The sequence below is a fragment of the Candidatus Methylopumilus turicensis genome (genome assembly GCF_000953015.1).
Lineage (GTDB): Bacteria > Pseudomonadota > Gammaproteobacteria > Burkholderiales > Methylophilaceae > Methylopumilus_A > Methylopumilus_A turicensis.
On record NZ_LN794158.1, the window covers coordinates 473,782 to 498,999 of the forward strand.

Here is a 25,218-nt window from a genome sequence, read left to right on the forward strand (position 1 = left end):
TAATGTCATTTTTGGATACGCGTATGAAAATCTCCAACTCTCTCAAGCTCGCCACTTTATTCGCACTCCTTGCATATCAAACACCAGCGCTTGCTGAAAGTGTAGCTTCTCAGGCTTGGTTAAGGCCGATCGCTGATGCTTGGCAAGTCAAGCCTTTACTCAATGTAGGCGATGCCGTTGGCGCTAAAAACTACCGCATGGTGGGCATCCCGGATGGTTTGGGTGCGATGGATAATGGTGACGGTACGCTATCCATTTATATGAACCATGAGGCGGGTAAAGACCAAGGTAAAAATCGTAAACATTTTGGACGTGGTGCATTTGTATCTTCTTGGATATTAGATATTGATCGTCTAAAAATCACCGCAGGTGAGGATTTAATCAAGCAAGTCAAGCTATGGTTACCTGATGATAAAAAGCATGCAAACGCCCCAGCGCATAGCTTTAACCGTTTATGTTCGGCTGATTTACCTGCCCTGAGCGCCTTATATGATGCGGCTTCTGCCAAGGGCTTTAATGGCCGCTTGTTTATGAACGGTGAAGAAGACCGCGAGGGTGGCCGTGGCTTTGCGCATGTGGTGACCGGCGAACAAAAAGGCATCAGTTACGAGCTACCTTACTTGGGTAAATTTGCTTGGGAAAATGCCGTGGCTAACCCAAGCACAGGGGTTAAAACGTTGGTGATGGGCATGGATGATAGCCCTGGTGGCCAAGTGTACATGTATGTGGGTGAAAAACGTGCGGCTGGCAACCCTGTGGAGCAAGCAGGCTTGATGGGCGGTAATTTGTACGCAGTAAAAGTGAATGGCAAACGCTTTGGCTTTGTGAGCTTTGGTGATGTGTCGGCCATGAGTGGCGATGACTTAGAAAAAGCGGGGCAAAAGCTGGGTGTTGCTAACTTTATGCGCCCAGAAGACGGTGCTTGGGATGTGAATAACCCGAATGTTTTCTACTTTGCCACCACGGATAAGATCGATGGCACTAGCCAGTTATTTCAACTGACCTTTGATGATATGACTCAGCCAGAAAAAGGTGGCGCGATTAAAGTCGTGCTCAATGCGCGGGATATTGGTGCGCAGATGTTTGATAACATCACCGTGGCGGGCGATGGCAAATTGCTGGTGGAAGAAGACCCAGGTGATAACGCGCACATGGCTTCTATTTGGCAGTTTGACCCAAAAACAGGCAAGGCCGAGAAGATCGTTAAAGTTGCGCCAGAAGCTTTTTTGGATAAAAACAGCACAGCTTATTTAACGCAAGATGAAGAAAATTCAGGGATTATTGACATTACCGATTTGGTGCGCAAAGCAACATGGTTTGATGCAAGCCAGCGTTACTATTTAGGGGCACTTCAAGTGCATACAAAGTCGAATGATCCTGAACTCATCGAAGATGGGCAATTGTATTTAATCACCGGGCCAAATCGTCCATGATTGATCCTGCTGTTGGCTTTAAACCCAATACTGGCTGCGCACCTATCGTGTTAATGCACCTTAGGGCTTAGCCAGTTTGGCTTTAATGTAAGACTTGGCTAAGTGGTCGAGTTGTAGATATTCAAATACGGCGCTATCTTGCACCATCGCAATACCTACTTCTTTGGCTTCTTCAAACGTTGCGTGTTGTTTGTTCATGATGATATTGCTAATGTAGTAATGCACTTTCTTTTCCGTTTGCCAGCCCATGCCGGTGACCTCGCAAAAGTGTTTGCCAAAGCTAAAGGTAATAGCAAAGTTGAGATAATCCTGATGGTGTTTGATTACTATAAAATCAAAGTAGCCTATTGTTTCTGGCACAAACCCTCACCTGATCAATAATTAATAAAGCTTGAACGTGGTTTAGTTTAAGGAGTAGCACTGGTCATATTTCAAGTGAGTCTATCTTATCAAGCATGCTATTTTTTATTGTTAAGACTGCATGAAGATTATATGAAAAAAGAGAGCGCCACGAAGGACGCTCTAAAAGGAGTGTGGGTTAAAATGGTGTTCTAAAAAACAAGATAAATCGGGGTTATTTCTTTTGGGTGTTTTGCTTGTTTTTTGGCGCTTAGGTGTTCGTTAAATAGACGAAGCGTTGTCGCGGTTCTTGTGATTTCTTCTTTTGAAATCTTGTGGATGCTTTTAAGCACGCGTTGATGAATCATCGGGCTATTGAGTTGGCTGGTGATTTCACTGGTTTTTGCTTGCTTTATTAATTTCATGACTTCAATCATTTTTGACTTCTTTAATGCAGTTATTCAAATTAAGTAAGCATTATGCGTTTGCTATGTTGCAGTTGTATGTCAAATTGAAGATGAATTAATGAAGGGATTGAAAACCTGATGGGTCGTGCGTGAAGCGTTGAGTAGTAGTTGAATGGCTAGGAGAGGATGGCGTAAATCATCGCTTCTCGGTAAATCAGGCAGCTGATGGAGAACACAAAAATGCCCAATGAAAAAAGAATGACCAGATTGCCCGTAGTTTTGGCGAGGTTTTTAAAGCCAAACAATTTGTAGTGGCTAGCGTAAAAAGTAAATGCAATCGCAGTCATTGCCCAACTGATAAAAAAGATTTTCATTTTTTGTACACGCTTGCAGATAAAAAAATAGAGCGGCTTTAAGGCGCTCTATTAAAACTAGGAGTAGAGATTAATTCATCAATCAGATTTTATTTTAGGACTTAATTGTTGCAGTAATAAGACAATTTATGCATTAGGCAATTTTGCAGGGGATGAGTGCATCCTCATCAAAACGATAAGCCGCACAAAGAAGATGGTAGCCATCTGCAATGATGAGCATGCGATTTGTTTGGTCGCGAATCAACAGTAAAGGCGATAATAACTCCCCAGATTTTATTTTTTTGATATCACGTCTGACATGTAAATTACTCACGCCGAGCAAGGATAAATGGGAGGCTCTAAATATATCTTTCGCCTTAAACTCCACAAGCGGTGCGCTTTCAAGCTGTTTGACTAAGCTTACTGCAGTTTTTTCGTCATACAGGAGACTTAAATAGGAAATCGCGGCCGGGTAGTTGTGATCTTGTGGCTTGTTAAGCCAGTGCACTTCAACTTTCTCTTTTTTGGACATGTGGTTCGCTCCTGATCAAAGATGCTAGTCAAACATGATTAGATGAAGGTTTGATGACAACCCCGATTGGGGATGTGTGAACAGTGACTTAATTTGGTTGGGATGAGCCGTTAATAATGGAATAAGCAATCCTAGACGCTTAATCTTGCTGTGGCCTGAGTAAGCCACTAGCGAGCGTCACGCGGGAATTAAGCCACGCGATCTTACTTGAGTGGTGCGTGCTTTAGCGATGGCCTTCTTTTGCCATATTGATCGAGTATTTAGGAATTTCAATCACTAAATCCGTGGTGCCAACCATGGCTTGGCAAGAGAGGCGTGAGTTTGGCTCTAGGCCCCAAGCCTTGTCGAGTAGGTCTTCTTCTTGGTCCTCGGCTGGTTTAAGCGTTTTATAACCCTCACGCACAATCACGTGGCAAGTGGTACAAGCACACACTTTGTCACAAGCATGGTCGATATCAATATCATGATTGAGCAGACTATCGCAAATCGATACACCGGGCTTTTCTTCAAATGCAAGGCCTTCGGGGCAGAGTTCTTCATGGGGCAATACGATAATTTGTGGCATGTTGTTTTTGTCTTTTAAAGTTCTAATTTGTGTAAGTCTTGGCCAGCAAAGGCCTGTTTAACGGAAGCATCCATGCGTCTAGCGGCAAAGCCTTCAGTGGCATGATTAAGCGCTTCTACCGCTTGAATAATGCTGTCTTTATCACTGCCTTGGCGAGTGGCGTCTAATGCACTCACTTGGGCTTGAATGGCTGTCTTTTCATCCGCACTTAATAAATGACCATCTTGGGCAAGGGCTGCATTGATAGCTTCGATGAGACGTTCTGCATCCACAATCGCCTCTCTTAATGCACGTGCTTGTTTGTCTTGTTCGGCTGATCCAAATGATGATTTCAGCATCGTGGTGATTTCATCTTCAGATAATCCATAAGACGGTTTGACGACAATATCAGCCACGACGCCGCTTGATTGCTCACGTGCTGTCACCGAAAGTAAGCCATCGGCATCCACTTGGAAGGTCACACGAATGCGTGCTGCGCCAGCCACCATGGGTGGAATGCCGCGTAACTCAAACTTAGCGAGTGAGCGGCAATCTGTCACTAATTCACGTTCACCCTGAAGCACATGAATGCTCATGGCAGTTTGGCCATCTTTGAAGGTCGTAAAATCTTGTGCGCGCGCCACTGGCAATGTGGCATTGCGAGGAATCACACGCTCTACCAAGCCGCCCATGGTTTCTAAGCCAAGTGACAATGGAATAACATCCAGTAGTAATAAATCATCATCACTGCGGTTACCGGCCAATACATTGGCTTGAATCGCCGCACCAAGCGCCACGACTTTGTCGGGGTCTAAATTGGTTAGTGGTTCTTGCTTAAAAAATTCAGCCACGGCTTGACGAATTTGCGGCATGCGCGTTGCGCCGCCCACCATGACCACACCTTTAATGTCTTCAATGCTTAAGCCAGCATCACGCAGGGCTTTGCGGGTTGGGTTGAGTGTTTTGGTGACTAAGGTTTGCGTCAGCTCAACGAGCTTATCGGCAGTCAGCTTGATGTTCACAAGCTTGCCAGTGCTTAATACGCTGGTGATTTGTGCTTCAGTATTTTCACTTAACCATTCTTTTACTTCGCGTGATTTTGTGAGCAGTAGCCTTGTATCTTCTTGGTTAAGTGGGGCTAAGCCTGCTTCAGACAATATCCAGCAGAAAATTCGGTGGTCAAAATCATCGCCGCCTAAGGCTGAGTCCCCATTGGTGGCAAGTACCTCAAAAATGCCTTTGGATAAGCGCAAGATGGATACGTCAAACGTCCCGCCGCCTAAGTCGTAAATCACATAAACGCCCTCAGCCGCATTATCTAAGCCATAAGCAACTGCGGCGGCAGTAGGTTCATTCAGTAGCCGTAAAACCGTTAAGCCTGCAAGGCGTGCCGCATCTTTCGTGGCTTGGCGCTGTGCATCATCAAAATAAGCAGGCACGGTAATGACCGCGCCAGTGAGTTCGCCCCCTAAGGCTTTTTCAGCGCGGTTTTTAAGGGTACGTAAAATTTCAGCCGAGATTTCAACTGGGCTTTTGATGCCAGCGCGGGTTTCAATCTGCACCATGCCAGCCCCTGTGTCACGAAACGCATAAGGGATATGCGTGGTGTCGGGAATGTCGTTGATACCACGCCCCATAAAGCGTTTCACGGAGCTAATGGTGTTTTTAGGGTCTGCACTTTGCGCAGCTTGCGCGGCGTGACCCACCGCAATTTGGCCATCTTCTAAATAACGCACAACGGAAGGAAGCAGGGCATGGCCATGTTCATCCTGAAGGCAAAGACTCATGCCGCTTTGTACAGTCGCCACCAGTGAGTTGGTCGTGCCAAGGTCAATGCCAATCGCCAGTTTGTGCTGGTGTGGCGCTGCGCTCATGCCTGGTTCTGCGATTTGAAGTAATGCCATTTATTATGCGTTCTCTAATTGTTCAATGACACGATTGATGTCGGCGCTAATTTTATCAATAAAACTTAGTTTTCTGACGCTTTCGCTGGCGGCCTGATAGGATTTTTCTGCAAATTGCATACTGAGGCCTTTTGACAAGTGCTGTGCCATTTGTCTGATTTCGGCCAGCAGTTGATCGAGTGCGGAGATATCTTTTGCGCTATTTGCGTCATCAATGGCTTCGCGCCATTCCATTTGCAGCATTAAGAAGTCAGCAGGCATGGCGGTGTTGCTCTCTTCGAGGGTTTCAATACCACGCAGTTGTAAAAGATAACGTGCACGCGCCGTTATGTTCTTTAACGTTTGGTACGCTTCATTCGCTTGTGTCGCCAGTTGCATTGATTGCATGCGATCGTTGGCTGAGGCGGTGACAAAGCGATCTGGATGAACTTCGGACTGAAGGGTGCGGTAATGCTGATCGAGCAAGGTTAAATCGACTTCAAACTGCGTGGGCAATCCCAATAACTCAAAATAATTTCTTTGCAGCAGTTCCATCGTCTGGCTTAAATAGTAAAGCTTTCACCGCAACCGCATTCATCTTTGACATTGGGGTTGTTGAATTTAAAGCCTTCGTTTAAGCCTTCTTTGGTGAAGTCGAGTTCAGTGCCATCGATGTACACCAAGCTTTTAGGATCCACAATGACCTTCACCCCATGGCTTTCAAAGGCCGTGTCTTCGGGCTGCATGTCATCCACAAATTCCAATGTGTAAGCCATGCCAGAACAGCCCGTGGTTTTCACGCCAAGGCGCAAGCCGATTCCCTTGCCTCGGTTTGCGAGAAATTTTTCAACACGTTGTGCTGCAGTTTCTGTGAGTGTAATTGCCATCAGTCTTTACGCCTTCATTAAGCCGGTTGTTTTGACTTTAAATCAGCGACTGCTGCTTTAATTGCATCTTCTGCTAGTACTGAGCAGTGGATCTTCACTGGCGGTAATGCAAGCTCTTCAGCGATGGCTGAGTTCTTGATTTCTGCCGCTTGATCGAGTGTTTTGCCTTTAAGCCACTCGGTCACAAGTGAGCTTGAAGCAATCGCAGAACCACAACCATAAGTTTTGAATTTAGCATCTTCAATAATGCCGCTATCATTCACTTTAATTTGCAGTTTCATCACGTCACCACAAGCTGGCGCACCGACCATGCCGGTACCAACATGTGGATCATTCTTGTCTAATGTTCCTACGTTACGTGGGTTTTCGTAGTGGTCTAAAACTTTATCTGAATATGCCATTTTGTTTCTCCTTTATTAGGGCAACTGAACTACTTCGAAAAATCTACGTTGCCTGCGCCTCGCCGAACTTATCGTGCTGTCGTCGGCTTGTCGCCTTGATTTTTCTTCCTATTTCAATTGCTTTTAAATTGCTGTTTGCTTGCGAATCATTTTTGATTTAATTGGCTGATTAGGCGGAGGACTGCGCCGTTTAGTTGTTCTAAACAAGCAGTTCGACAACAACATCAGTCTATTAAAGATGAATGATTAATGGGCAGCCCACTCAACTTTACTTAAATCAACACCGTCTAAATGCATCTCCCAAAGCGGAGATAATTCGCGTAACTTACCAATCTTGCTCTTCATTAATGCAATGGTGTAGTCAATGTCTTCTTCGGTGGTGAAGCGGCCGATAGAGAAGCGAATTGAGCTATGTGCAAGTTCGTCAGAGCGACCTAGCGCACGTAACACATAGCTAGGCTCTAGGCTGGCAGAAGTACATGCTGAACCGCTTGAAACGGCGATATCTTTCACCGCCATAATAAGTGATTCGCCCTCAACAAAGTTAAAGCTGATGTTGAGGTTGTGTGGCACGCGGTGATCCATGTCGCCATTGACGTACACTTCATCAATTTCCTCAAGGCCAGCTAACAAGCGGTCGCGTAGGCGGCGAACTTCTAAATTTTCTGCTTTCATTTCCAAGCGAGCAAGACGGAAGGCTTCACCCATGCCAACGATTTGGTGCGTGGCTAATGTGCCTGAGCGCATACCACGCTCATGACCACCGCCATGCATTTGCGCTTCAATACGGATGCGTGGTTTGCGGCGAACATACAAAGCGCCAACACCTTTAGGGCCATAAGTTTTATGCGCACAAAAGCTCATTAAATCGACTGGCAATTTTTCTAAATCAATCTCTACTTTGCCCGTGGCTTGTGCTGCGTCCACGTGAAAAATAATGTTGTTTTCGCGGCAGATATTACCAATCGCTGTGATGTCTTGAATCACGCCAATTTCGTTATTCACGAACATGACAGACGCTAAAACAGTATCAGGTTGAATGGCTGCTTTAAACTTTTCTAAGTCGATTAAGCCATTTGGCTCAGGCGCCAAATACGTTGCGGTAAAGCCTTGACGTTCTAAATCGCGTACTGCGTCAATCACGGCTTTATGCTCAGTTTGCACAGTAATGATGTGCTTGCCTTTAGTGGCGCTGTAGAAATTTGCGGCGCCTTTAATCGCTAGGTTGTTTGATTCGGTTGCACCTGACGTCCAAACGATTTCACGTGGGTCAGCATTGACTAATTTAGCCACTTCGTCGCGCGCTTCTTCAACCGCTTCTTCCGCTGTCCAACCAAATGGATGGCTACGTGAAGCAGGATTGCCAAAATGTTCCGTGATGAAAGGGATCATTTTTTCAGCCACGCGAGGATCTACGGGTGTGGTCGCTGAGTAATCAAGATAAATAGGTGTTTTTACGGTCATATCGTTCCTGTAAGTCTTAAGTAGCTATTGCAAATTTTGTTAGGCATTTCATTAAATTAAGCACTCAGAGCGGTGAGCTGGCGCAAACGCTGCACTTCACCTTGTAAGGCCACCAAAAATCGATTGAGTTCATCCTGCGTGTTGTTTGCCCCAAAGCTCACACGCACTGCGCCACGCGCTAAGTCTGGCGTCACGCCCATGGCCATTAACACGTGGCTGGGTTCGGTGCTGTCGCTAGAGCAAGCAGAGCCGCTGGCAACTGCAAAACCTTTGCGATCTAACGCCATGACTAAGGTTTCGCCTTCAATTTCATTGAAAGCAAAAAAACTGGTGTTTGGTAAGCGTGCTGATTTTTCGCCAAAAATGCTGGCACCCATGTTTTTTAGACCAACATTTAAGGCGTCACGCAATTGCTGTGTGTTTGTTGCTCGCGCTTCGAGTGATTGTTTAATCAGCGCACATGCTGCACCAAAGCCCACGATCGCGGCGACATTTTCAGTGCCACTGCGCAAGCCTTTCTCTTGTCCGCCACCATGCAGAAGAGGCTTGATGTCTACGCGCTTATCTAAAATTAACGCGCCTGCGCCTTGCGGGCCATTAATCTTGTGTGACGAAACCGTCATGGCGTGAACGCCAAGTGATTCAAAATCAACTGGTATTTTGCCTAGTGCTTGCACGGCATCTGTATGGAACAGTGCACCTTTTACTTTTGCTATTTCTGCTAGTGCGGCGATGTCTTGAATCACGCCAGTTTCATTATTCGCCAACATAATCGAAACTAAACTGCTCGGTTTTTCTAGTGCGACTTGCAAGCTTAAAGGGTCGACTTGACCAAAGTGGTCTGTCGCAATGACCGCAACGCGATAGTCACGCTCACGAAGTGCAAAAGCAGGGCGAGTCACTGCAGGATGTTCAATAGCGCTTACAGCAATTTGCTTGGCATTTTCCCGAGTGCCAGCCATACCAAGAATCGCAAAATTATTCGCTTCAGTCCCGCTAGCAGTCAATATGACTTGGGATGGGTGCGCGCCACAGGCATCAGCCACTTGTTCACGTGCTTGATCTAACGCTTGTCGTGCAGACCGGCCAAACATGTGACGACTCGTGGCGTTGCCATATTGGTGTTGCATGTGAGGCAACATAGCCTCTAGCACACGCTCGTCTAATAGCGTGGTGCTGTTGTTATCAAAGTATGCGTGTTGGCTGGACATGAGCGCTTGATCGTTAGTTGGTCAGTGATTCTGAAGCAGAATCTTTTCTGACATTAAAGGCGATAGGTTTGCTTTGCCCTTTGGATTTTGCTTCGTTGCTCGCGACTAAGTCAGCCAAGCTCACGCCAGAAAGATATTCTAAAATCTTTACATTCAAGCTCGACCATAAATCATGCGTCATGCAACGACCTTCATCATGGCAGTTTTCATGTCCGCCGCATTGGGTAGCGTCGATTAATTCATCTACTGCGCTGATGATTTCTGAGACTGTAATTTGATCCAATGTTTTTGCAATTCGGTAACCCCCACCCGGGCCTCGCACGCTTTTCACAAGTCCACTGCGGCGAAGACGGCTAAATAATTGCTCTAGGTATGACAAAGAAATGCTTTGGCGCTCGCTAATACCTGCAAGCGTGACGGGCTTATCAGCCTCATTCATGGCGAGGTCTAGCATGGCTGTCACTGCAAATCGACCTTTGGTGGTTAATCGCATTGCTTAAATTCCTAGGAGTGTTGGGAGGTGGTTAATGATGTTTTTTGCGTCACTAACCATGTAAAAATAATATAATAACCCAATACTTTAGTCAAGTATTAATTAGTGGTTAAAGGGATGGATACGTCGGGCTAATTTGAGGGTTGGTGAGCGTTTGTTGCTTGATATAGCACGCGAGGAGCGTTGCATAGGCCGCGAGGAAAGTTGGCCTGTTGCCTTATACGTTTAAATTAATGGGATTTGCTGTGCTAGCCTTGTTTTTATTAGGCTTGCTTGTGGCTGACTTTGTCGGTTTAAAGCCATTGGCGGTGGCGTAGAGTAATCTTTCTAATTCATCTATCACCTTATCCCATTGGTGATTGGCTATGCTTGCAGCGGACTGTTCGCGACATTGCGCGACTATATTCATGTTGTTGGTGGCATTTAACGCTGTTTCAATCAGGGTCTTGCTTTGGTTGAAAGGGGCAAGTAGACCATTGACGCCATGTTTAATGATGCTTCCAGCTGCTGCATAATCATAAGCAATCACACACAAGCCGCTGGCTAATGCCTCAGGTACCACATTTCCAAATGTTTCCGTCATGCTAGGAAATATAAATAGATCTGCTGACGCGTAATGTTCAGCCAGGTCTCTTCCTTGTTTGTTGCCACTAAATATTGCATGCGGACAAGCTTTGGCAAGTGAGTTTCGCATTGGGCCGTCACCCACGAATACTAGTTTTGTGCTCGGCTTTTCTTTTTGAATAGCGGTAAAGGCATCGAGCACTAAATGGATATTTTTTTCTTTGGCCAATCTGCCGACATGAATAATCACCAAGTCCTCATCGCTGGCTCCCCAGCTTTTACGCAAATGGTTTGAGCGCATGGCAGGGTGAAATTGCGTGGTATCGACCCCTCTTGCCATGATAGAAACATTGTTATAACCGCTGCTTTCTAACTCGTGGACAACCTGCGCGGTAGGGGCCAATGTTGCCAGCGTTTGATTATGAAAGTGCCTAAGATAATTTCGAATAGGATCGACTAAAAAACTAGCGCCGTAGTGTTGAGAGTACTGATGGAAATTGGTGTGGTAAGAGCTGATGACTGGAATGTTAAGTTGTTTTGCCGCTTGAAGAGCTGACCATCCGAGCGGGCCTTCAGTGGCAATGTGCACGACATCTGGCTTATTTGCGGACCAACACTTGATTAAATGGCTCTTAGCAGGGAAGCCGAATTTTAAGTGTTGATAAAAAGGAATCGGCATGCCCGCAACCAAATGCTCCGTCAGATGTTTGGTGTGTGAGGGTTTGTCCATCCTGGATTGCTGAGGGCGAAAGACTTGGACCAGATGTTGTTTTTTGGCGAGGTGTTCTGCTATTTTGCCTAATGTCATCGCAACGCCATTGATTTCAGGTTGGAATGTTTCGGTCACTAACGCATACTTGAGTCGATGTGGTTGTTGAGTGTCAGATTTTGTTGGCATGTCCACATCCATTGAGTTTTAACAAATTTTAGGATGAATCAATAAGAGATTTGTGAAAATTTTGTGAAATCTTTTGGGACCTTTTTTATGGTCATCTCATCAACTCACAATTCAATTGAAATATTTTCTTCATAAGCTATCAATATTATTATTGAGTTAACAATGACCATTATTGGGTCGAGATTTTATATTTTTTATGGATTTTTTATATCGCTCTTTTTGTCATAAAAAAGTAACATATCTGTGATTCAAAAGCTTTACAATGTTAATTAATCGCTCAGTTGAGTAATTTTAATAGGAATGTTGGCCATGAAAAGTGTAAATGTTGATTACGTTGCAAAAGCGAAAGCATTAAATGAAGAAGACCGTGATCGCGTTCTCTCTCGCATGTGTGGAAAATTACCTAAGCGACTCCATAAAGAAAAGCTCACAGTTGAAGAAGCAATTGCCATTCAGTTGGAGCTGGAGGATGAGCAGCTTGAGGAGTGGCGTGCCAATATGGCCGTTATTCAAGAGAAAGCAGCTAAAGCCAAATTAAAAGCGGATGAAAAAGCGGCTAAATCAAAATCTAAAGATGCGCCCTTTAAAACCAAAGATGCGCCCCTTAAAACAAGCACAGAAACTAAAGTGCAGCCTTCAGCAAAACCAGCAGTAGCCGCTAAAGTCGCTGTGCAAGCCAAAGCCCCAGTAACACCTGCTGTGAAGAAATAATGAAAACGTTTCTCGTCGCTAATCCCAAAGGTGGGAGCGGCAAAACAACGCTTGCGACTAATCTGGCTGGCTATTTTGCCAGTCGAGGTCGCCATGTGGTGCTGTCCGACATGGATAGACAAGAGTCTTCGCTTGGCTGGCTTGAGCGTCGGCCAAGTCATTTACCCTTAATCCATGCGCTGAACGGCAGAAGCGGCCACCTGAGTAGCTTGAGTGCGGATATTAACGTGATTGATTCTCCAGCCGGTTTGCGTGGAGATAAGTTGAGTGATGCGGTGAAGGCCGCAGACTGGGTCATTGTGCCAATGCAATCATCGAGTTTTGATATCAATGCGACACAGGACTTTTTGGAAGTGCTAAAAGAGGAAAAGGCTGTTCGCAAGGAACGTACCTTTGTTGCGATGGTGGGCATGCGTGTGAATGCAAGAACCAAAGCCGCCATCAATCTTGAGGACTATTTAGCGCAAAGTGGATTCCCCGTCATGGGACATTTGCGCAGCGCGCAAGCCTACGTGCATGCCGCAGAGGCTGGGCTGAGTTTGTTTGACATGAGCCCCTCTCGCGTCAAACAAGATATTCAGCAGTGGTCAAACTTGTTGCAATGGATACGAGCAGGCGAAAACAAAGGCGTTTAAGCAACTTGCTGATTGGTCAGTTAGAGTTTTTTAAACGCATCTACATCAAACGCTTTACCTACATCAGCATCAGACTCAACATCTGCGCCTAGTTTGTTAAGTTGCGCCATCACTTCCTGCAGTTTTAAATCTTGCGCGGCTGCATGATCAAGCAAAGCCTGAATCGCTTTGGTCATCGGATCGTTTGCGTTGTCGCTAACAGCGTAAGCTGAAAAGCCAATTTTTTCTGCCATTTCATCGCGTTGTTTGTTGGTTTCTTGTTCAAGTATGCGAGCAGGGATACCAACTGCCGTCGCATTCTCAGGCACGTCTTTTACAACCACGGCATTAGAGCCAATCTTTGCACCTTTGCCAATCGTGATTGGGCCCAGCACTTTAGCACCCGCGCCAATGACTACGCCTTGTTCTAAGGTTGGGTGGCGTTTACCTTTGTTCCATGATGTACCCCCTAGCGTAATGCCGTGATAAAGCGTGCAATCATCACCAATCACGGCGGTTTCCCCAATCACCACGCCCATGCCATGATCGATAAATACACGGCGACCAATGGTTGCCCCGGGATGAATTTCAATCCCAGTCATCCAGCGGCTGATATGCGCAATAAAGCGAGCAAGCCAGAAAAAACGTTTACGCCAAATCCAATGGGATAAGCGATGAACAAGGAGGGCATGAACACCCGGATATGTGGTGATAATTTCCCAGTGCGTTCTTGCAGCAGGGTCACGCTCAAAGACAACTGAAATATCTTCTTTAATATGATCTAGCATTGTTTTTACTCTTTATCGCTAAAGCTTCGTGGGTTTTGCGTGAGTTTTAATATACCACGCAAAATATTGACTTCTTCTTTTTCTAGATTTGCACGGGCGTAAATACGACGCACGCGTTGCATCAACTTTTTAGGTTCTTTCGGATTTAAAAAACCAACTTTAATGAGCGTTTCTTCTAAGTGTTGATAAAAGCCCTCCACTTCATCGCTGGTGGCTAGCGGTACTTTGTTTGCAGTATTTTCAATATTGCCTTCGCCTGATGCCATCCGTAATTCATAACACATGACTTGAACTGCCGCGGCGACGTTAAGTGATGAAAAGTCGGGGTTGGTCGGAATCATTGCCAATAATTGGCATAAATCCAACTCTCGATTAGAGAGTCCGCTCATCTCTGTGCCAAATACTAAAGCCACTGCTTGCTCTCCATGTGCAATGCTTGCTGCACGCATTGCCGCCTCGCGTGAGGAGATGAGTTCATGTGAAAGCTGGCGTTTGCGGGCGCTCATGCCAATTGCCACAGCACAGCCTTTTAAGGCATCCTCCAAGGTGTCACAAACGACTGCATTTTCAAGGAGATCAATTGCCCCACAAGCAAGCGCATTTGCTTCCTTGTCTGGAAAGTGTTTGGGCTGGACCAAATAGAGCTGAGTCAGACCCATGGTTTTCATTGCACGTGCTGTTGAGCCAATATTGCCCGGGTGGCTGGTTTGGCAGAGCACAATGCGAAAATTATTTAGTAAGTTAAGTTTGGAAGTCATGGCATAAAGCATTAAAATGTTATTTTAACAGCTCTTTAATCATGCCTCATGTAGTTTTAATCTACAGATGTCCTTAATCGACATCAGGCAACAATGGAAAACACACATGCATCCAATGCTAACGAATGCGGTAAAAGCCGCGCGCCTTGCTGGCACCATCATCAATCGCGCCTCTCAAGATGTAGGTTCGATTAAAGTACACAGTAAAAATTACAACGACTTTGTCAGCGAAGTTGACCATGCGGCTGAGCGTGCAATTATTGAAACACTCCAAGCGCTTTATCCCGATCATGGATTTATTGGTGAAGAAAGTGGCCATGACCGAGTGGACGCCGAACATGTTTGGATTATCGATCCGTTGGATGGCACAACCAACTTCTTGCATGGTTTTGAGCAATACTCCGTGTCGATTGCTTTAATGAGTCGTGGTCAATTAGAGCAAGCAGTTGTGTTTGACCCCAGTCGTAACGATTTATTTACCGCAACGCGTGGTCGAGGTGCTTTTTTAAACGACAAACGTATCCGTGTGAGCAACCGTGCCAAACTCCAAAGCTCGATGATAGGCACTGGTTTTCCATTCCGTGATTTTAAGCACCTAGATACCTACCTTGGCATGTTCAAAGACATGATTAAGAATACGGCAGGTCTTCGCCGCCCTGGATCAGCTGCGCTTGATTTAGCTTATGTGGCCGCTGGCTGGTTTGATGGCTTCTGGGAAATCGGTTTGTCTAAATGGGATATTGCCGCAGGCGCATTATTGGTGCAAGAGGCGGGGGGTATTGTGGGCGACTTTGAAGGAAATGAAACTTGGATAGACACCGGCAATATCGTGGCGGGCAATCCGAAAGTTTTCGCACAAATGTTACAAGTATTAGCGCCACATTTAACCGATGAATTAAAGTCAAAATACCAAGCAGTTATTTCTGAATAGTCAACATTGAACACCAAAGGTAGCGCGATGAAAAAAGTGACGAAAGCGGTTTTTCCAGTAGCGGGTTTAGGCACACGTTTTTTGCCGGCGACCAAAGCAAATCCAAAAGAGATGTTGCCGATTATTGATAAACCGCTTATTCAATATGCGGTGGAAGAGGCGATTGATGCCGGCATTACCGATTTAATTTTTATTATCGGTCGTAATAAACGTGCCATTCCAGATCATTTTGATATGGCTTACGAATTGGAAAACGAGCTTGAGCGTAACGGTAAAACAGAGCTGCTTAAAATCGTTCAAAACATTATTCCTAAACATGTGAATTGTATTTATATTCGTCAAGCACAAGCATTGGGCTTAGGCCACGCAGTGCGTATTGCAAGACCAGTAGTGAATGATGAGCCATTTGCGGTGCTATTAGCTGATGACTTGCTTGACGGCAATGTGCCTGTGATGAAGCAAATGGTCGATGCTTATGATTACTACCGCTGTTCATTGTTAGGTGTACAGAATGTGCCACGCGAGCAAACCAAGAGTTACGGTATTGTCGCTACAACACCAGTCAATGAACAAATCGAGCAGGTATCAGGCATTGTAGAAAAACCAAAACCAGAAGATGCGCCATCTACACTCGGCGTAGTAGGTCGTTATATTTTAACGCCAAGAATTTTTCATCATTTGGATAATGTAAAACCTGGTGCTGGTGGTGAAATTCAATTAACGGACGGTATTTCAGCGCTATTGGCTGAAGAGCAAATCTTGGCTTACCGATACGACGGAGTTCGTTATGATTGCGGCTCTAAAGCGGGCTATATGGAGGCGACAGTGCGTTTAGGTTTACGCCATCCTGAGGTTGGTGCAGACTTTAAGAAGTTGCTAGAGAAGATTGTGAATGAAGAAAAGTTTAAGTAAATGCGTTTTTGAATTGAAAATCCCCATGGCGTGTGAATAATCTGCTTTAGCGGATATATTCCACGGACAAGACCCTTGCGGTCTGCTGGGATTTTTTATGTCTATTTTTTAAGATCGAGTGTTGCGAGTGTTCTTTTTCTAACTTCTTTGAGAAGCTCTGCATCATCAATGAGGGACTGTCCATAGGATGGCACCATCGTCCGCATCTTTGCTTTCCATTCTTGCGTTTGCACGCGGTCACTAAAACAGCGCTTAATGACTTCGGTCATCGCTTGCACTGAAGTTGACGCGCCTGGTGAAGCACCTAATAAAGCAGCAATCGAGCCATCTTTAGCCGTCACAATTTCAGTGCCAAACTCTAATTTCCCGCCTTTTTTATGACAGTTTTTAATGATTTGGACACGTTGACCAGCGGTGGCTAAATGCCAGTCTTCGGTTTTGGCGTTTGGGAAATATTGCTTCAAAGCATCTAAACGTTTAGCCGGTGATTGAAATACTTCGCCAATTAAATAGCGGGTTAAATCCATATTGCGCAAACCAGCCCATGTCATCGACTTCATATTGTTGAGCTTGAATGATTTTACTAAGTCCAGTAAAGAGCCTTTTTTGAGGAACTTAGTGGTAAATCCTGCATACGGGCCAAACAATAAAGCGGGTTCACCATCAATAATGCGGGTATCTAAGTGCGGTACAGACATTGGCGGTGCCCCGATGGCGGCCTTGCCATACACTTTTGCATTGTGTTCTTTAATGATGTCAGGATTTTTGCATACTAGCCACAAGCCACTCACAGGAAAGCCGCCGTAACCTTTGCTTTCGGGAATGCGTGATTTTTGTAGTAGCGGTAATGCGCCGCCGCCAGCCCCTAAAAATACAAATTTAGCTTTAATGGTATGTGATTTTTTATTGTTTAAATCATGCACGCCAACATGCCAGATGCCACGTTTGTCTTGCTTAAGTCGTCGCACACTGTGGCTGAGTTTTAACTCAAAATCATTTTGTTTTTGAAGGTGTGAAATTAAGCCGCGCGTTAGTGCACCAAAATCTACATCGGTGCCGTAATCAATACGGGTGGCTGCAACAGCTTGATTGTCACGGCCTTCCATAATTAATGGCATCCATTGCTTGAGCTTACTTACGTCCTCGCTGTACTCCATATCCTGGAATAAAGGATGTTGACTCAAGCCATCAAAGCGTTTTTTCAGAAAAGCGACATTATCTTGCCCCCAAACAAAGCTGAGATGCGGTGTTGGGTTGATAAAATCTTTGGCTTTTAAAATGTTTTGTTCGACTAAATAAGACCAAAACTGTAGTGACTCTTCAAAAGCAGCATTGATGTTGAGCGCACGGTTAATCGCAACGCTGCCATCAGCATTTTGTGGGGTGTAATTAAGTTCACAATAGCCTGCGTGACCTGTTCCAGCATTGTTCCAGCCATCGGAGCTTTCTCCCGCGATTTTGGGTAAACGCTCAACGATGTTAATCGACAAATTGGGGTCGAGCTCTTTTAGCATAGCCGCTAGTGTTGCGCTCATGACGCCTGCGCCCACTAATAAAACATCGACTTGCTGATTTGACATGAATGCTTGCCTATTTTGATTAAAAATCGCGCTTTATATCTAGTCGCTCGGTCAGCATGATAAGCGTGAATGCGCTTGATGTAAATTGCTATGCCTGACATGCAGATGGGGCAAAGCGCCCCATCTTGGTTGATTGCTTTTTTGACTGAAAATTAAGTGATGCTTTGTTTCAGCTGTTCAAGAATCGCTGGATTTTGGCTTCGGCCGCTTTGCTTAACATCGCTACGCGAGTTAGCCTGCGTCGAAATCCTGCGTTTCTGAGCAGTCATTAATTAATGACCTCTTTGAGTTGTTCTAAAATCGCTGGATTTTCTAAAGTCGAAATATCCGAGGTAATCTCTTCACCTCTTGCCAAGCTCCGCAATAAGCGACGCATGATTTTCCCTGAGCGTGTTTTAGGCAAATTATCTCCAAAGCGAATGTCGTCAGGTTTTGCAATAGGTCCGATTTCTTTGCCAACCCATTCACGTAATTCGGCAATCATTTTTTTAGCTTCATCACCTTCTGGTCGTTTGCCTTTAAGTACCACATAAGCGACGATCGATTCTCCTTTGATGTCATGCGGTCTGCCCACAACTGCAGCTTCAGCTACTAATGGATTCGCTACCAACGCAGACTCAATTTCCATCGTGCCTAGGCGGTGACCAGAAACATTCAGTACATCATCAATACGGCCCATGATCGTGAAGTAGCCAGTTTCTGCATCGCGAATTGCACCATCGCCAGCGAGATAAAGCTTCCCACCCAAATCTTCTGGGAAATAGGATTTTACATAGCGTTCATCGTCATTCCATATCGTCCGAATCATCGAAGGCCACGGACGTTTAATCACCATCAAGCCCCCAGTACCCCAAGGCACATCTTTACCTGTTTCATCCACAACATCTGCTTGAATGCCAGGAAAGGGTAAAGTGCAAGAACCTGGGATAAGTGGTGTGACACCTGGCAGCGGCGTAATCACGTGCCCACCTGTTTCCGTTTGCCAAAATGTATCCATGATAGGGCAATGATTATTGCCCACTTCTTCGTAATACCACATCCAAGCCTCTGGATTGATAGGCTCGCCCACTGAACCCAATAAACGTAAGCTACTTAAATCATATTGTTTCGGATGAAGTTCAGGGTTGGTGCTTGAAGACTTAATCAATGACCGAATGGCAGTTGGTGCTGTGTAGAAAATGCTGACTTTATGGGCCGCAATCATGCGCCAGAAGCGTGCTGCATCTGGGTAGGTTGGAATGCCCTCAAATACCACCTGCGTCACGCCTAAAGCTAATGGGCCGTAGGCTACATAGCTATGTCCTGTAATCCAACCCACATCTGCAGTACACCAAAAGACGTCTTTCTCATTGGCATCAAAGGTCCAGCGCATGGTGTTCATGGCATGGAGTAAATACCCGGCTGATGAATGTTGAACACCTTTTGGTTTGCCTGTAGAGCCGGAGGTGTAGAGTAAGAATAGGGGGTGTTCTGCATTGACATAAACAGGCTCACAAGTGTTGGCTTGGCCCTCGATTAAATCGTCCCACCAAATGTCACGACTATTAAAATCAATCGCTAAACCAGTACGTTTATATACGATGACTTTTTCAACGCTTTCACAACCTGGCATTGTGAGCGCTTCGTCAACAGCAGATTTTAATGGCAATGCTTTGCCGCCACGGAATTGGCCATCAGCAGTAATGACTGCACGAGCGCCTGTATCTTGAATGCGCTCTTGTAAGCTTTTTGATGAAAAACCACCGAATACCACCGAATGTGTTAAGCCTAAACGAGCGCAAGCTTGCATCGCGACAATCGCTTCGACGCCCATCGGTAAGTAAATAATGACGCGGTCACCTGTATTGAATTTTAGGGACTTCAGGCCGTTGGCTAGTTTACAAACGCGGTGATATAATTCCTGGTAAGTCACATGGCTGACACTACCGTCATCTGCTTCAAAAATAATGGCAGTTTGGTTAGCGCGTGTCGCTAAGTGGCGGTCAAGACAGTTGTAAGAAACATTAAGCTCACCGTCACCAAACCAGCGATAAAAAGGCGCGTTAGACTCATCTAGTGTTTGGGAGAAAGGCTTTTTCCAGTCAAGCAATTCACTCGCAAGTTCAGCCCAAAAACCTTCATAGTCGTCACCTGCTTTTTTACAAAGGGCTTTATACTCAGCCATGCCTTTTACTGCGGCATTGGCTTGTAGCTGTTCACTCGGCTTGAAAACCCGTGTTTCATGCATCACTGATTCGATAGAACTCATCCTTACTCCCACTGATGTTTTATTATTATTGTGATGATTTAAAAATTATTGTTTTAAAAGTAGAGCTAAACTGCCGCGCCAGCATTAATTGCGATGATTTTTTTGCCAGCACTCATCACCATATTAGTTTTGTACTCATCCATCAAATTGAAGTTGAGGTACTGATAGATTTGCGCGTGATGTTGGCTGATGGTGTCGCCCACGACTTGCAAGTACTCTGCCGTTGTTGGCAAGCGCCCTAGTTTGGCACACACCGCAGCGAGTTCTGCAGAGCCTAGGCTTTGTCTGCGACTCTGGCTTGGTTGCCCATACACAAAGAACATCCAGGCACTTCAGTTCTCGCCCCTGCGATCCCAAAGGTCGAGTAAACCCCTTCATCACGCAGCTGTGCTTCGTCCATTCTTGTCGGTGGTGCAATCCATAATCTGGTTGGAATAGCGCCTTGACCTTCTAATACTTTGGCAGCTGCGCGGTAATGACCGATATTGGTCATACAGCTACCGATAAAGACTTCATCAATCTTGTCGTTTTGCACTGCAGACAGTGGCTTGATGTCATCAGGATCGTTCGGACACGCCACCAGCGGTTCTTTGATTTGGTTTAAATCAATCTCAAAGATGTGTGCATATTCTGCATCCGCATCTGGTTCGAGTAGCTGCGGATTCGCGAGCCAAGCTTCCATGGCTTCAATACGGCGCTTGAGTGTACGTGCATCTTCATAATCATGATCGATCATGTTTTGCATGAGCACGATGTTGGACTTTAAAAACTCGATGACGGGTTCTTTGTTTAAGCGCACGGTACAGCCGTTGGCTGAACGTTCAGCAGAAGCATCAGCAAACTCAAAGGCTTGTTCGACCTTCAGGTCAGGTAAGCCTTCAATCTCGAGTACGCGGCCGTTAAAGACGTTCTTCTTGCCTTTCTTATCGGTCGTGAGTTCACCAGCTTGAATGGCCACATAGGGAATCGCGTTCACTAAGTCTCGTAAAGTAATGCCAGGCTGCATCTCGCCTTTAAAGCGCACTAAGACTGATTCAGGCATATCAAGAGGCATCACCCCCATGGCCGCCGCAAAGGCGACTAAGCCTGAACCTGCTGGGAAGGAAATGCCAATGGGGAAACGGGTATGTGAGTCGCCCCCTGTGCCGACCGTATCGGGTAACACCATACGGTTAAGCCAAGAGTGGATCACGCCATCACCAGGACGCAGCGATACACCGCCACGGCTAGACATAAACTCAGGCAAGCTGTGTTGTAGCTTAATATCCACAGGCTTAGGATAAGCGGCGGTATGACAGAAGCTTTGCATGACTAAGTCAGCGCTAAAGCCTAAGCAAGCGAGTTCTTTAAGTTCGTCACGGGTCATGCCGCCTGTGGTGTCTTGAGAGCCAACGGTGGTGGCTTTCGGTTCACAGTAAGTACCAGGACGTACACCTACGCCTTCAGGTAACCCACAAGCACGGCCCACCATCTTCTGGGCAAGCGTATAACCCTTGCCAGTATCTTTAGGGGCAATGGGGTGAATGAAGAGATCTGATGGGGGTAAGCCTAATGTCGTGCGTGCATTCGTTGTTAAGCCACGCCCAATGATGAGGGGGATACGGCCGCCGGCTCGCACCTCATCGGCAATGGTGAGCGGTGCCATGTCGAAGGTGGCGAGGACGTCGCCTGCGTTTCCAGTATCTTGACTACCTGTATCTTTAGTAATGGTGCCTTGATACGGACGAATCACAATCACATCACCGGTATTGAGTTTGCTGACATCACATTGAATCGGGAAAGCACCAGAGTCTTCTGCAGTGTTAAAGAAGATTGGGGCAATCTTACTGCCAATGACGATACCGCCAGTGCGTTTGTTTGGGATGTTAGGGATGTCATCACCCATATACCACTGTAATGAGTTAATCGCTGACTTGCGTGATGAACCAGTCCCCACCACATCACCCACATAAGCAAGTGGTAAGCCGTGTTTGGCTTTGAGCGCTTCGATCACACTTAACGCTTCTGGCATCTTGTTCACGAGCATCGCTTTGGCGTGCTGCGGGATATCAGGACGAGACCAAGCTTCTTGTGCAGGAGAGAGATCATCGGTATTGGTTTCACCAGCGACCTTAAACACCACCACACGGATTTCATCAGCAAGTTTAGGGCGTGCAGTAAACCATTCGCCAGCAGCCCAAGATTCAATGAGCTTCTTCGCATGGGCATTACCGGCCTTCATCTTGGTGGCGACATCATGATAAGCATCGAACATCAGGATGGTATGAGAAAGAATAGAACCCGCTTCAGCAGCGAGCGCAGCATCACTGCTATCGAGCAAAGCAACCAAAGCTTGAACGTTATAACCGCCCAACATGGTGCCGAGTAACTTTACGGCATGATGGGGTGATACCAAAGCAGATTTGGCCACGCCCTTTGCTAAATCCGCTAAGAATGCCGCCTTCACATACGCTGCTTGATCCACCCCAGCAGGAATACGGTTCTCGAGTAAATCAACAAGCTCAGACGCATCGGATGAGTTGGCAGGCGTGACCTTCAGTAATTCAACAAGCAAAGCTACTTGCTCTGCAACGAATTCGTGAACTGGTGTGGCTTCCAATGTTTTTTGGTTCTCGCACACCGCCAAAATTGCCGCTTGTTGTTTCGCTGGGAAACGACGTGCCAAGTTGATTTTGAATTTTTTCACTAGCTCAGGAATGCCCTCACCGCGACGACGACGATGGCCAATTGGATATTCCACAGCGACATTGTCAGATTTAGAGCCATCTTTAAAGAACACTTGAATCGCATTCGCAATAGAACGTTTTTCAGGGTCTAAATAGTCCTTGGTGTATTCCGCCTTTTCCACGCATTGCATTTTTGCGCGCAGCGCATCAACGCGTGGGTCACCCGCAACATCATCTTCATAATCAGCTGCGGTGAGGTTGCCTTTTAATAGACCAATTGCGCTCATGTATTGAATACAGTGGTCACGGTCGGCTGGGTTCGCTAATGGACCTGTTTTATCAATGATGCGGATTGCAGATTCGTGCGTTGTAATCACGATTTTTTCAATTTGATCGATTTTTTCTAGTGTATTAATACGCTCCCCAATTTGTGGGTGCAGTGTTAACGCACATTCCACAGCGGTTTGTGCATGGAATTCTGCAGGGAACGAGATTTTGAACAATACTTGTTCCATCACATAACTACCGTATGGACGTTGGAATTTGAATGGCTGACCTTTGAATGACACGTCATAAAAGCCCCAAGTTTTCGCTGTCAGTGCTGATGGATAACCCATTTCACCTTTCATCGCCATTAAAGCCAAACGTACTGCGCGACTCGTTGCATCACCAGCAGCCCATGATTTACGTGAGCCAGTATTTGGCGTGTGGCGATAGGTACGTAGCGCTTGACCATCGACCCATGCATTAGAAACGGCATTGATAATTTCTTCTTTCGTGCCGCCAAGCAAGCCTGTGACTACAGCAGTAGAGGCGACTTTCACCAAAATTACGTGATCTAAACCAACGCGGTTAAAACTGTTCTCAAGGGCAAGCACGCCTTGGATTTCGTGGGCTTTAATCATGGCAGTAAGCACATCTTTAACAGTCAAGGGTACTTTGCCTTGCGCAACACGTGTGCGGGAAATCCAATCAGAGGTTGCAAGGATGCCACCTAAGTTATCAGATGGATGACCCCATTCAGCAGCCAACCAAGTATCGTTAAAGTCTAACCAACGAATCATCGCGCCGATGTTGAATGCTGCTTGAATCGGGTCGAGTTGGAATTGTGTGCCTGGTACTTTTGCCCCATTCGGTACAACAGTGCCAGGAACGATTGGCCCCATTAGTTTTGTGCAAGCAGGGTATGAAAGCGCTTCTAATCCACAACCTAATGTGTCCATCAAACAGTTGCGTGCGGTATCGTAAGCTTCTGCGCTATCAATTTTGTAGTTCAATACATAATCAGCAATATCGACTAAAACTTGGTCTGCTGCTGGGCGAACATTTGAAATATGAGATGACATGTTATTGCTTTCTTTTATATAAATTAGCGTTTTTCGATAGGCAAGAATGGACGGTCTTCGGGACCGTTATATTCTGCGTTTGGTCGAATAATCTTGTTGTCTATGCGCTGCTCAATAACGTGTGCAGCCCAGCCAGTCGTGCGGGAAATCACAAAGATGGGGGTGAACATGGCAGTTGGAACCCCCATCATGTGATAACTCGACGCACTGTACCAGTCGAGGTTCGGGAACATTTTCTTTTCGCGCCACATCGTTTGTTCAATGCGATCAGAAATGTTAAATAAATTCATGTTGTTGCCAGCCTCGCAAAGCTTGCGTGAGATTTCTTTAATCGCCACGTTGCGGGGGTCTGAAATGGTGTAAACAGGGTGGCCAAACCCAATGATAATTTCTTTAGCTGCCATGCGACGCATGATGTCAGCTTCTGCTTCATCAGGTGTTTGGTAGCGCGCAATAATTTCCATCGCTACTTCATTCGCGCCGCCGTGTTTAGGGCCGCTCAGGGCACCAATCGCACCACTGATGCTAGAGTAAATGTCAGCAAGCGTGCCTGAAATGACGCGGGCAGTGAATGTTGAAGCATTAAATTCATGTTCTGCGTAAAGCACTAAAGACGTGTTCATGCAGGCTTCGTGTAAAGCGGATGGTTTTTTGCCGTGTAATAAATGTAAGAAATGCGCGGCGACAGAATCATCATCCGTCACGCAGTTGATGCGTTTGTTGTGGTGACTAAAGTGATACCAATAAAGCAAAACAGAGCCAAAGCAAGCAATCAAACGATCAGCAATATCTTTTGCACCATTAATGTTATGGTCTTCAGCTTCTTGCTCAAGTGTGCCGAGCATGGAGCAAGCTGTCCGCATGACGTCCATTGGATGGGCGTTGGCTGGAATTTGCTCTAAAACAGTTTTAAGTGCAGCTGGTAAATCACGCAGTTTTTTAAGTTTTGCGTGGTATCCCGTTAATTCAGTTTTAGTTGGCAATGCGCCGTGAATCAACAAATACGCCACTTCTTCAAAGGTCGCGTGTTTGGCTAATTCTAAAATGTCGTAACCGCGATAATGCAAATCGTTGCCTGAGTGGCCGACAGTACAGATGGCTGAAATGCCTGCAACGACACCAGAAAGGGCAACGCCTTTTTTACGTTTTGGCTCAGCAGGTGCTGGATTTGCATGGTTTGTCATGACTGTTTCCTATCGTTATTTTTAATATAACTTTTGTTTAAATCATTAAAGCGACGGGTGAGTTTTTATCG

At 45.9% G+C, this 25,218-nt stretch carries 23 protein-coding genes and 2 pseudogenes; 5 read left to right on the forward strand and 20 right to left on the reverse strand.

All coding sequences use genetic code 11. The features are described 5' to 3' along the window. Positions 1-23: 23 nt before the first annotated feature. Positions 24-1,433: an alkaline phosphatase PhoX gene (locus tag BN1209_RS02530; RefSeq protein WP_045750805.1), complete on the forward strand. Its 1,410-nt coding sequence runs from the start codon at positions 24-26 to the stop codon at positions 1,431-1,433. 60 nt (positions 1,434-1,493) lie between these two features. On the opposite strand, the gene BN1209_RS09155 is transcribed toward BN1209_RS02530, so the two are convergent. The 13 genes from BN1209_RS09155 to BN1209_RS02595 all read right to left on the reverse strand — a co-directional run bounded on the left by BN1209_RS09155 (position 1,494) and on the right by BN1209_RS02595 (position 11,409). Further along, the gene (locus BN1209_RS09155) at positions 1,494-1,793 is read right to left on the reverse strand and encodes a hypothetical protein (protein ID WP_045750806.1); all 300 of its coding nucleotides are present in this window, start codon (positions 1,791-1,793) and stop codon (positions 1,494-1,496) included. 191 nt (positions 1,794-1,984) lie between these two features. Beyond that, entirely contained in the window at positions 1,985-2,197 is a 213-nt protein-coding gene (locus tag BN1209_RS02540) for a hypothetical protein (protein WP_144402533.1), read from the reverse strand. A 158-nt stretch (positions 2,198-2,355) separates the two neighbouring features. Then, the gene (locus BN1209_RS02545; RefSeq protein WP_045750808.1) at positions 2,356-2,553 is read right to left on the reverse strand and encodes a hypothetical protein; all 198 of its coding nucleotides are present in this window, start codon (positions 2,551-2,553) and stop codon (positions 2,356-2,358) included. 133 nt (positions 2,554-2,686) lie between these two features. Then, positions 2,687-3,064, reverse strand: a complete 378-nt coding sequence (locus BN1209_RS02550) for a hypothetical protein (protein WP_045750809.1) — start codon at positions 3,062-3,064, stop codon at positions 2,687-2,689. Positions 3,065-3,287: 223 nt separating this feature from the next. Continuing rightward, positions 3,288-3,629: an ISC system 2Fe-2S type ferredoxin gene (gene fdx, locus BN1209_RS02555; RefSeq protein ID WP_045750810.1), complete on the reverse strand. Its 342-nt coding sequence runs from the start codon at positions 3,627-3,629 to the stop codon at positions 3,288-3,290. Between the two features lie 14 nt (positions 3,630-3,643). Next, the gene (gene hscA, locus BN1209_RS02560; protein WP_045750811.1) at positions 3,644-5,512 is read right to left on the reverse strand and encodes a Fe-S protein assembly chaperone HscA; all 1,869 of its coding nucleotides are present in this window, start codon (positions 5,510-5,512) and stop codon (positions 3,644-3,646) included. Between the two features lie 3 nt (positions 5,513-5,515). After that, positions 5,516-6,046 (reverse strand): Fe-S protein assembly co-chaperone HscB, encoded by a 531-nt coding sequence (hscB, locus tag BN1209_RS02565; protein ID WP_045750812.1) that lies wholly within the window; start codon positions 6,044-6,046, stop codon positions 5,516-5,518. Positions 6,047-6,054: 8 nt separating this feature from the next. Continuing rightward, positions 6,055-6,378, reverse strand: coding sequence for an iron-sulfur cluster assembly protein IscA (gene iscA / locus BN1209_RS02570; RefSeq protein ID WP_045750813.1), 324 nt, complete (start codon positions 6,376-6,378; stop codon positions 6,055-6,057). 17 nt (positions 6,379-6,395) lie between these two features. Continuing rightward, positions 6,396-6,779 carry a Fe-S cluster assembly scaffold IscU gene (gene iscU, locus BN1209_RS02575; RefSeq protein WP_045750814.1) on the reverse strand — a complete coding sequence of 128 codons (384 nt, stop codon included), beginning with the start codon at positions 6,777-6,779 and terminating at the stop codon, positions 6,396-6,398. A 246-nt stretch (positions 6,780-7,025) separates the two neighbouring features. Further along, a complete protein-coding gene (locus BN1209_RS02580; protein ID WP_045750815.1) occupies positions 7,026-8,243 on the reverse strand; it encodes an IscS subfamily cysteine desulfurase in 1,218 nt (405 codons plus the stop codon). A 56-nt stretch (positions 8,244-8,299) separates the two neighbouring features. After that, positions 8,300-9,454 carry a cysteine desulfurase family protein gene (locus tag BN1209_RS02585; RefSeq protein WP_045750816.1) on the reverse strand — a complete coding sequence of 385 codons (1,155 nt, stop codon included), beginning with the start codon at positions 9,452-9,454 and terminating at the stop codon, positions 8,300-8,302. 13 nt (positions 9,455-9,467) lie between these two features. Beyond that, on the reverse strand, positions 9,468-9,947 hold the full coding sequence (iscR, locus tag BN1209_RS02590) for a Fe-S cluster assembly transcriptional regulator IscR (protein WP_045750817.1): 480 nt from the start codon (positions 9,945-9,947) through the stop codon (positions 9,468-9,470). Between the two features lie 217 nt (positions 9,948-10,164). Continuing rightward, positions 10,165-11,409: a glycosyltransferase family 4 protein gene (locus tag BN1209_RS02595; RefSeq protein ID WP_171816491.1), complete on the reverse strand. Its 1,245-nt coding sequence runs from the start codon at positions 11,407-11,409 to the stop codon at positions 10,165-10,167. Between the two features lie 309 nt (positions 11,410-11,718). On the opposite strand from BN1209_RS02595, the gene BN1209_RS09195 reads away from it, so the two are divergent. Then, positions 11,719-12,120: a hypothetical protein gene (locus BN1209_RS09195; protein ID WP_045751918.1), complete on the forward strand. Its 402-nt coding sequence runs from the start codon at positions 11,719-11,721 to the stop codon at positions 12,118-12,120. After that, positions 12,120-12,755, forward strand: coding sequence for a ParA family protein (locus BN1209_RS02605; protein WP_045750819.1), 636 nt, complete (start codon positions 12,120-12,122; stop codon positions 12,753-12,755). The genes BN1209_RS09195 and BN1209_RS02605 overlap by 1 nt, the downstream gene beginning before the upstream one ends. 20 nt (positions 12,756-12,775) lie before the next feature. Here BN1209_RS02605 and cysE read toward each other — a convergent pair whose 3' ends face one another. Together cysE and BN1209_RS02615 are read right to left on the reverse strand one after the other, a co-directional pair. Further along, positions 12,776-13,522 carry a serine O-acetyltransferase gene (gene cysE / locus BN1209_RS02610; RefSeq protein ID WP_045750820.1) on the reverse strand — a complete coding sequence of 249 codons (747 nt, stop codon included), beginning with the start codon at positions 13,520-13,522 and terminating at the stop codon, positions 12,776-12,778. A 5-nt stretch (positions 13,523-13,527) separates the two neighbouring features. Beyond that, on the reverse strand, positions 13,528-14,280 hold the full coding sequence (locus BN1209_RS02615; protein WP_045751919.1) for an RNA methyltransferase: 753 nt from the start codon (positions 14,278-14,280) through the stop codon (positions 13,528-13,530). A 106-nt stretch (positions 14,281-14,386) separates the two neighbouring features. Between BN1209_RS02615 and BN1209_RS02620 the strand changes: the two genes are divergently transcribed. Then, complete coding sequence (locus BN1209_RS02620) at positions 14,387-15,211, forward strand: inositol monophosphatase family protein (protein ID WP_045750821.1); 825 nt, start codon at positions 14,387-14,389, stop codon at positions 15,209-15,211. A gap of 27 nt (positions 15,212-15,238) precedes the next feature. Then, positions 15,239-16,123, forward strand: a complete 885-nt coding sequence (gene galU / locus BN1209_RS02625) for a UTP--glucose-1-phosphate uridylyltransferase GalU (RefSeq protein ID WP_045750822.1) — start codon at positions 15,239-15,241, stop codon at positions 16,121-16,123. A 101-nt stretch (positions 16,124-16,224) separates the two neighbouring features. On the opposite strand, the gene mqo is transcribed toward galU, so the two are convergent. From mqo to prpC, 5 genes and pseudogenes are all read right to left on the reverse strand, one after another. Further along, on the reverse strand, positions 16,225-17,730 hold the full coding sequence (gene mqo / locus BN1209_RS02630; RefSeq protein WP_269446870.1) for a malate dehydrogenase (quinone): 1,506 nt from the start codon (positions 17,728-17,730) through the stop codon (positions 16,225-16,227). A 241-nt stretch (positions 17,731-17,971) separates the two neighbouring features. Beyond that, entirely contained in the window at positions 17,972-19,951 is a 1,980-nt protein-coding gene (gene acs / locus BN1209_RS02635; protein WP_045750824.1) for an acetate--CoA ligase, read from the reverse strand. A 65-nt stretch (positions 19,952-20,016) separates the two neighbouring features. Further along, positions 20,017-22,523, reverse strand: a pseudogene (gene acnB, locus BN1209_RS09220) (bifunctional aconitate hydratase 2/2-methylisocitrate dehydratase); the annotation flags it as partial. Next, positions 22,521-23,963, reverse strand: a pseudogene (locus BN1209_RS09200) (bifunctional 2-methylcitrate dehydratase/aconitate hydratase); the annotation flags it as partial. The pseudogenes acnB and BN1209_RS09200, both read right to left, overlap by 3 nt. Positions 23,964-23,986: 23 nt before the next feature. After that, on the reverse strand, positions 23,987-25,147 hold the full coding sequence (prpC, locus tag BN1209_RS02645; RefSeq protein ID WP_045750825.1) for a bifunctional 2-methylcitrate synthase/citrate synthase: 1,161 nt from the start codon (positions 25,145-25,147) through the stop codon (positions 23,987-23,989). Between the last annotated feature and the right edge of the window lie 71 nt (positions 25,148-25,218).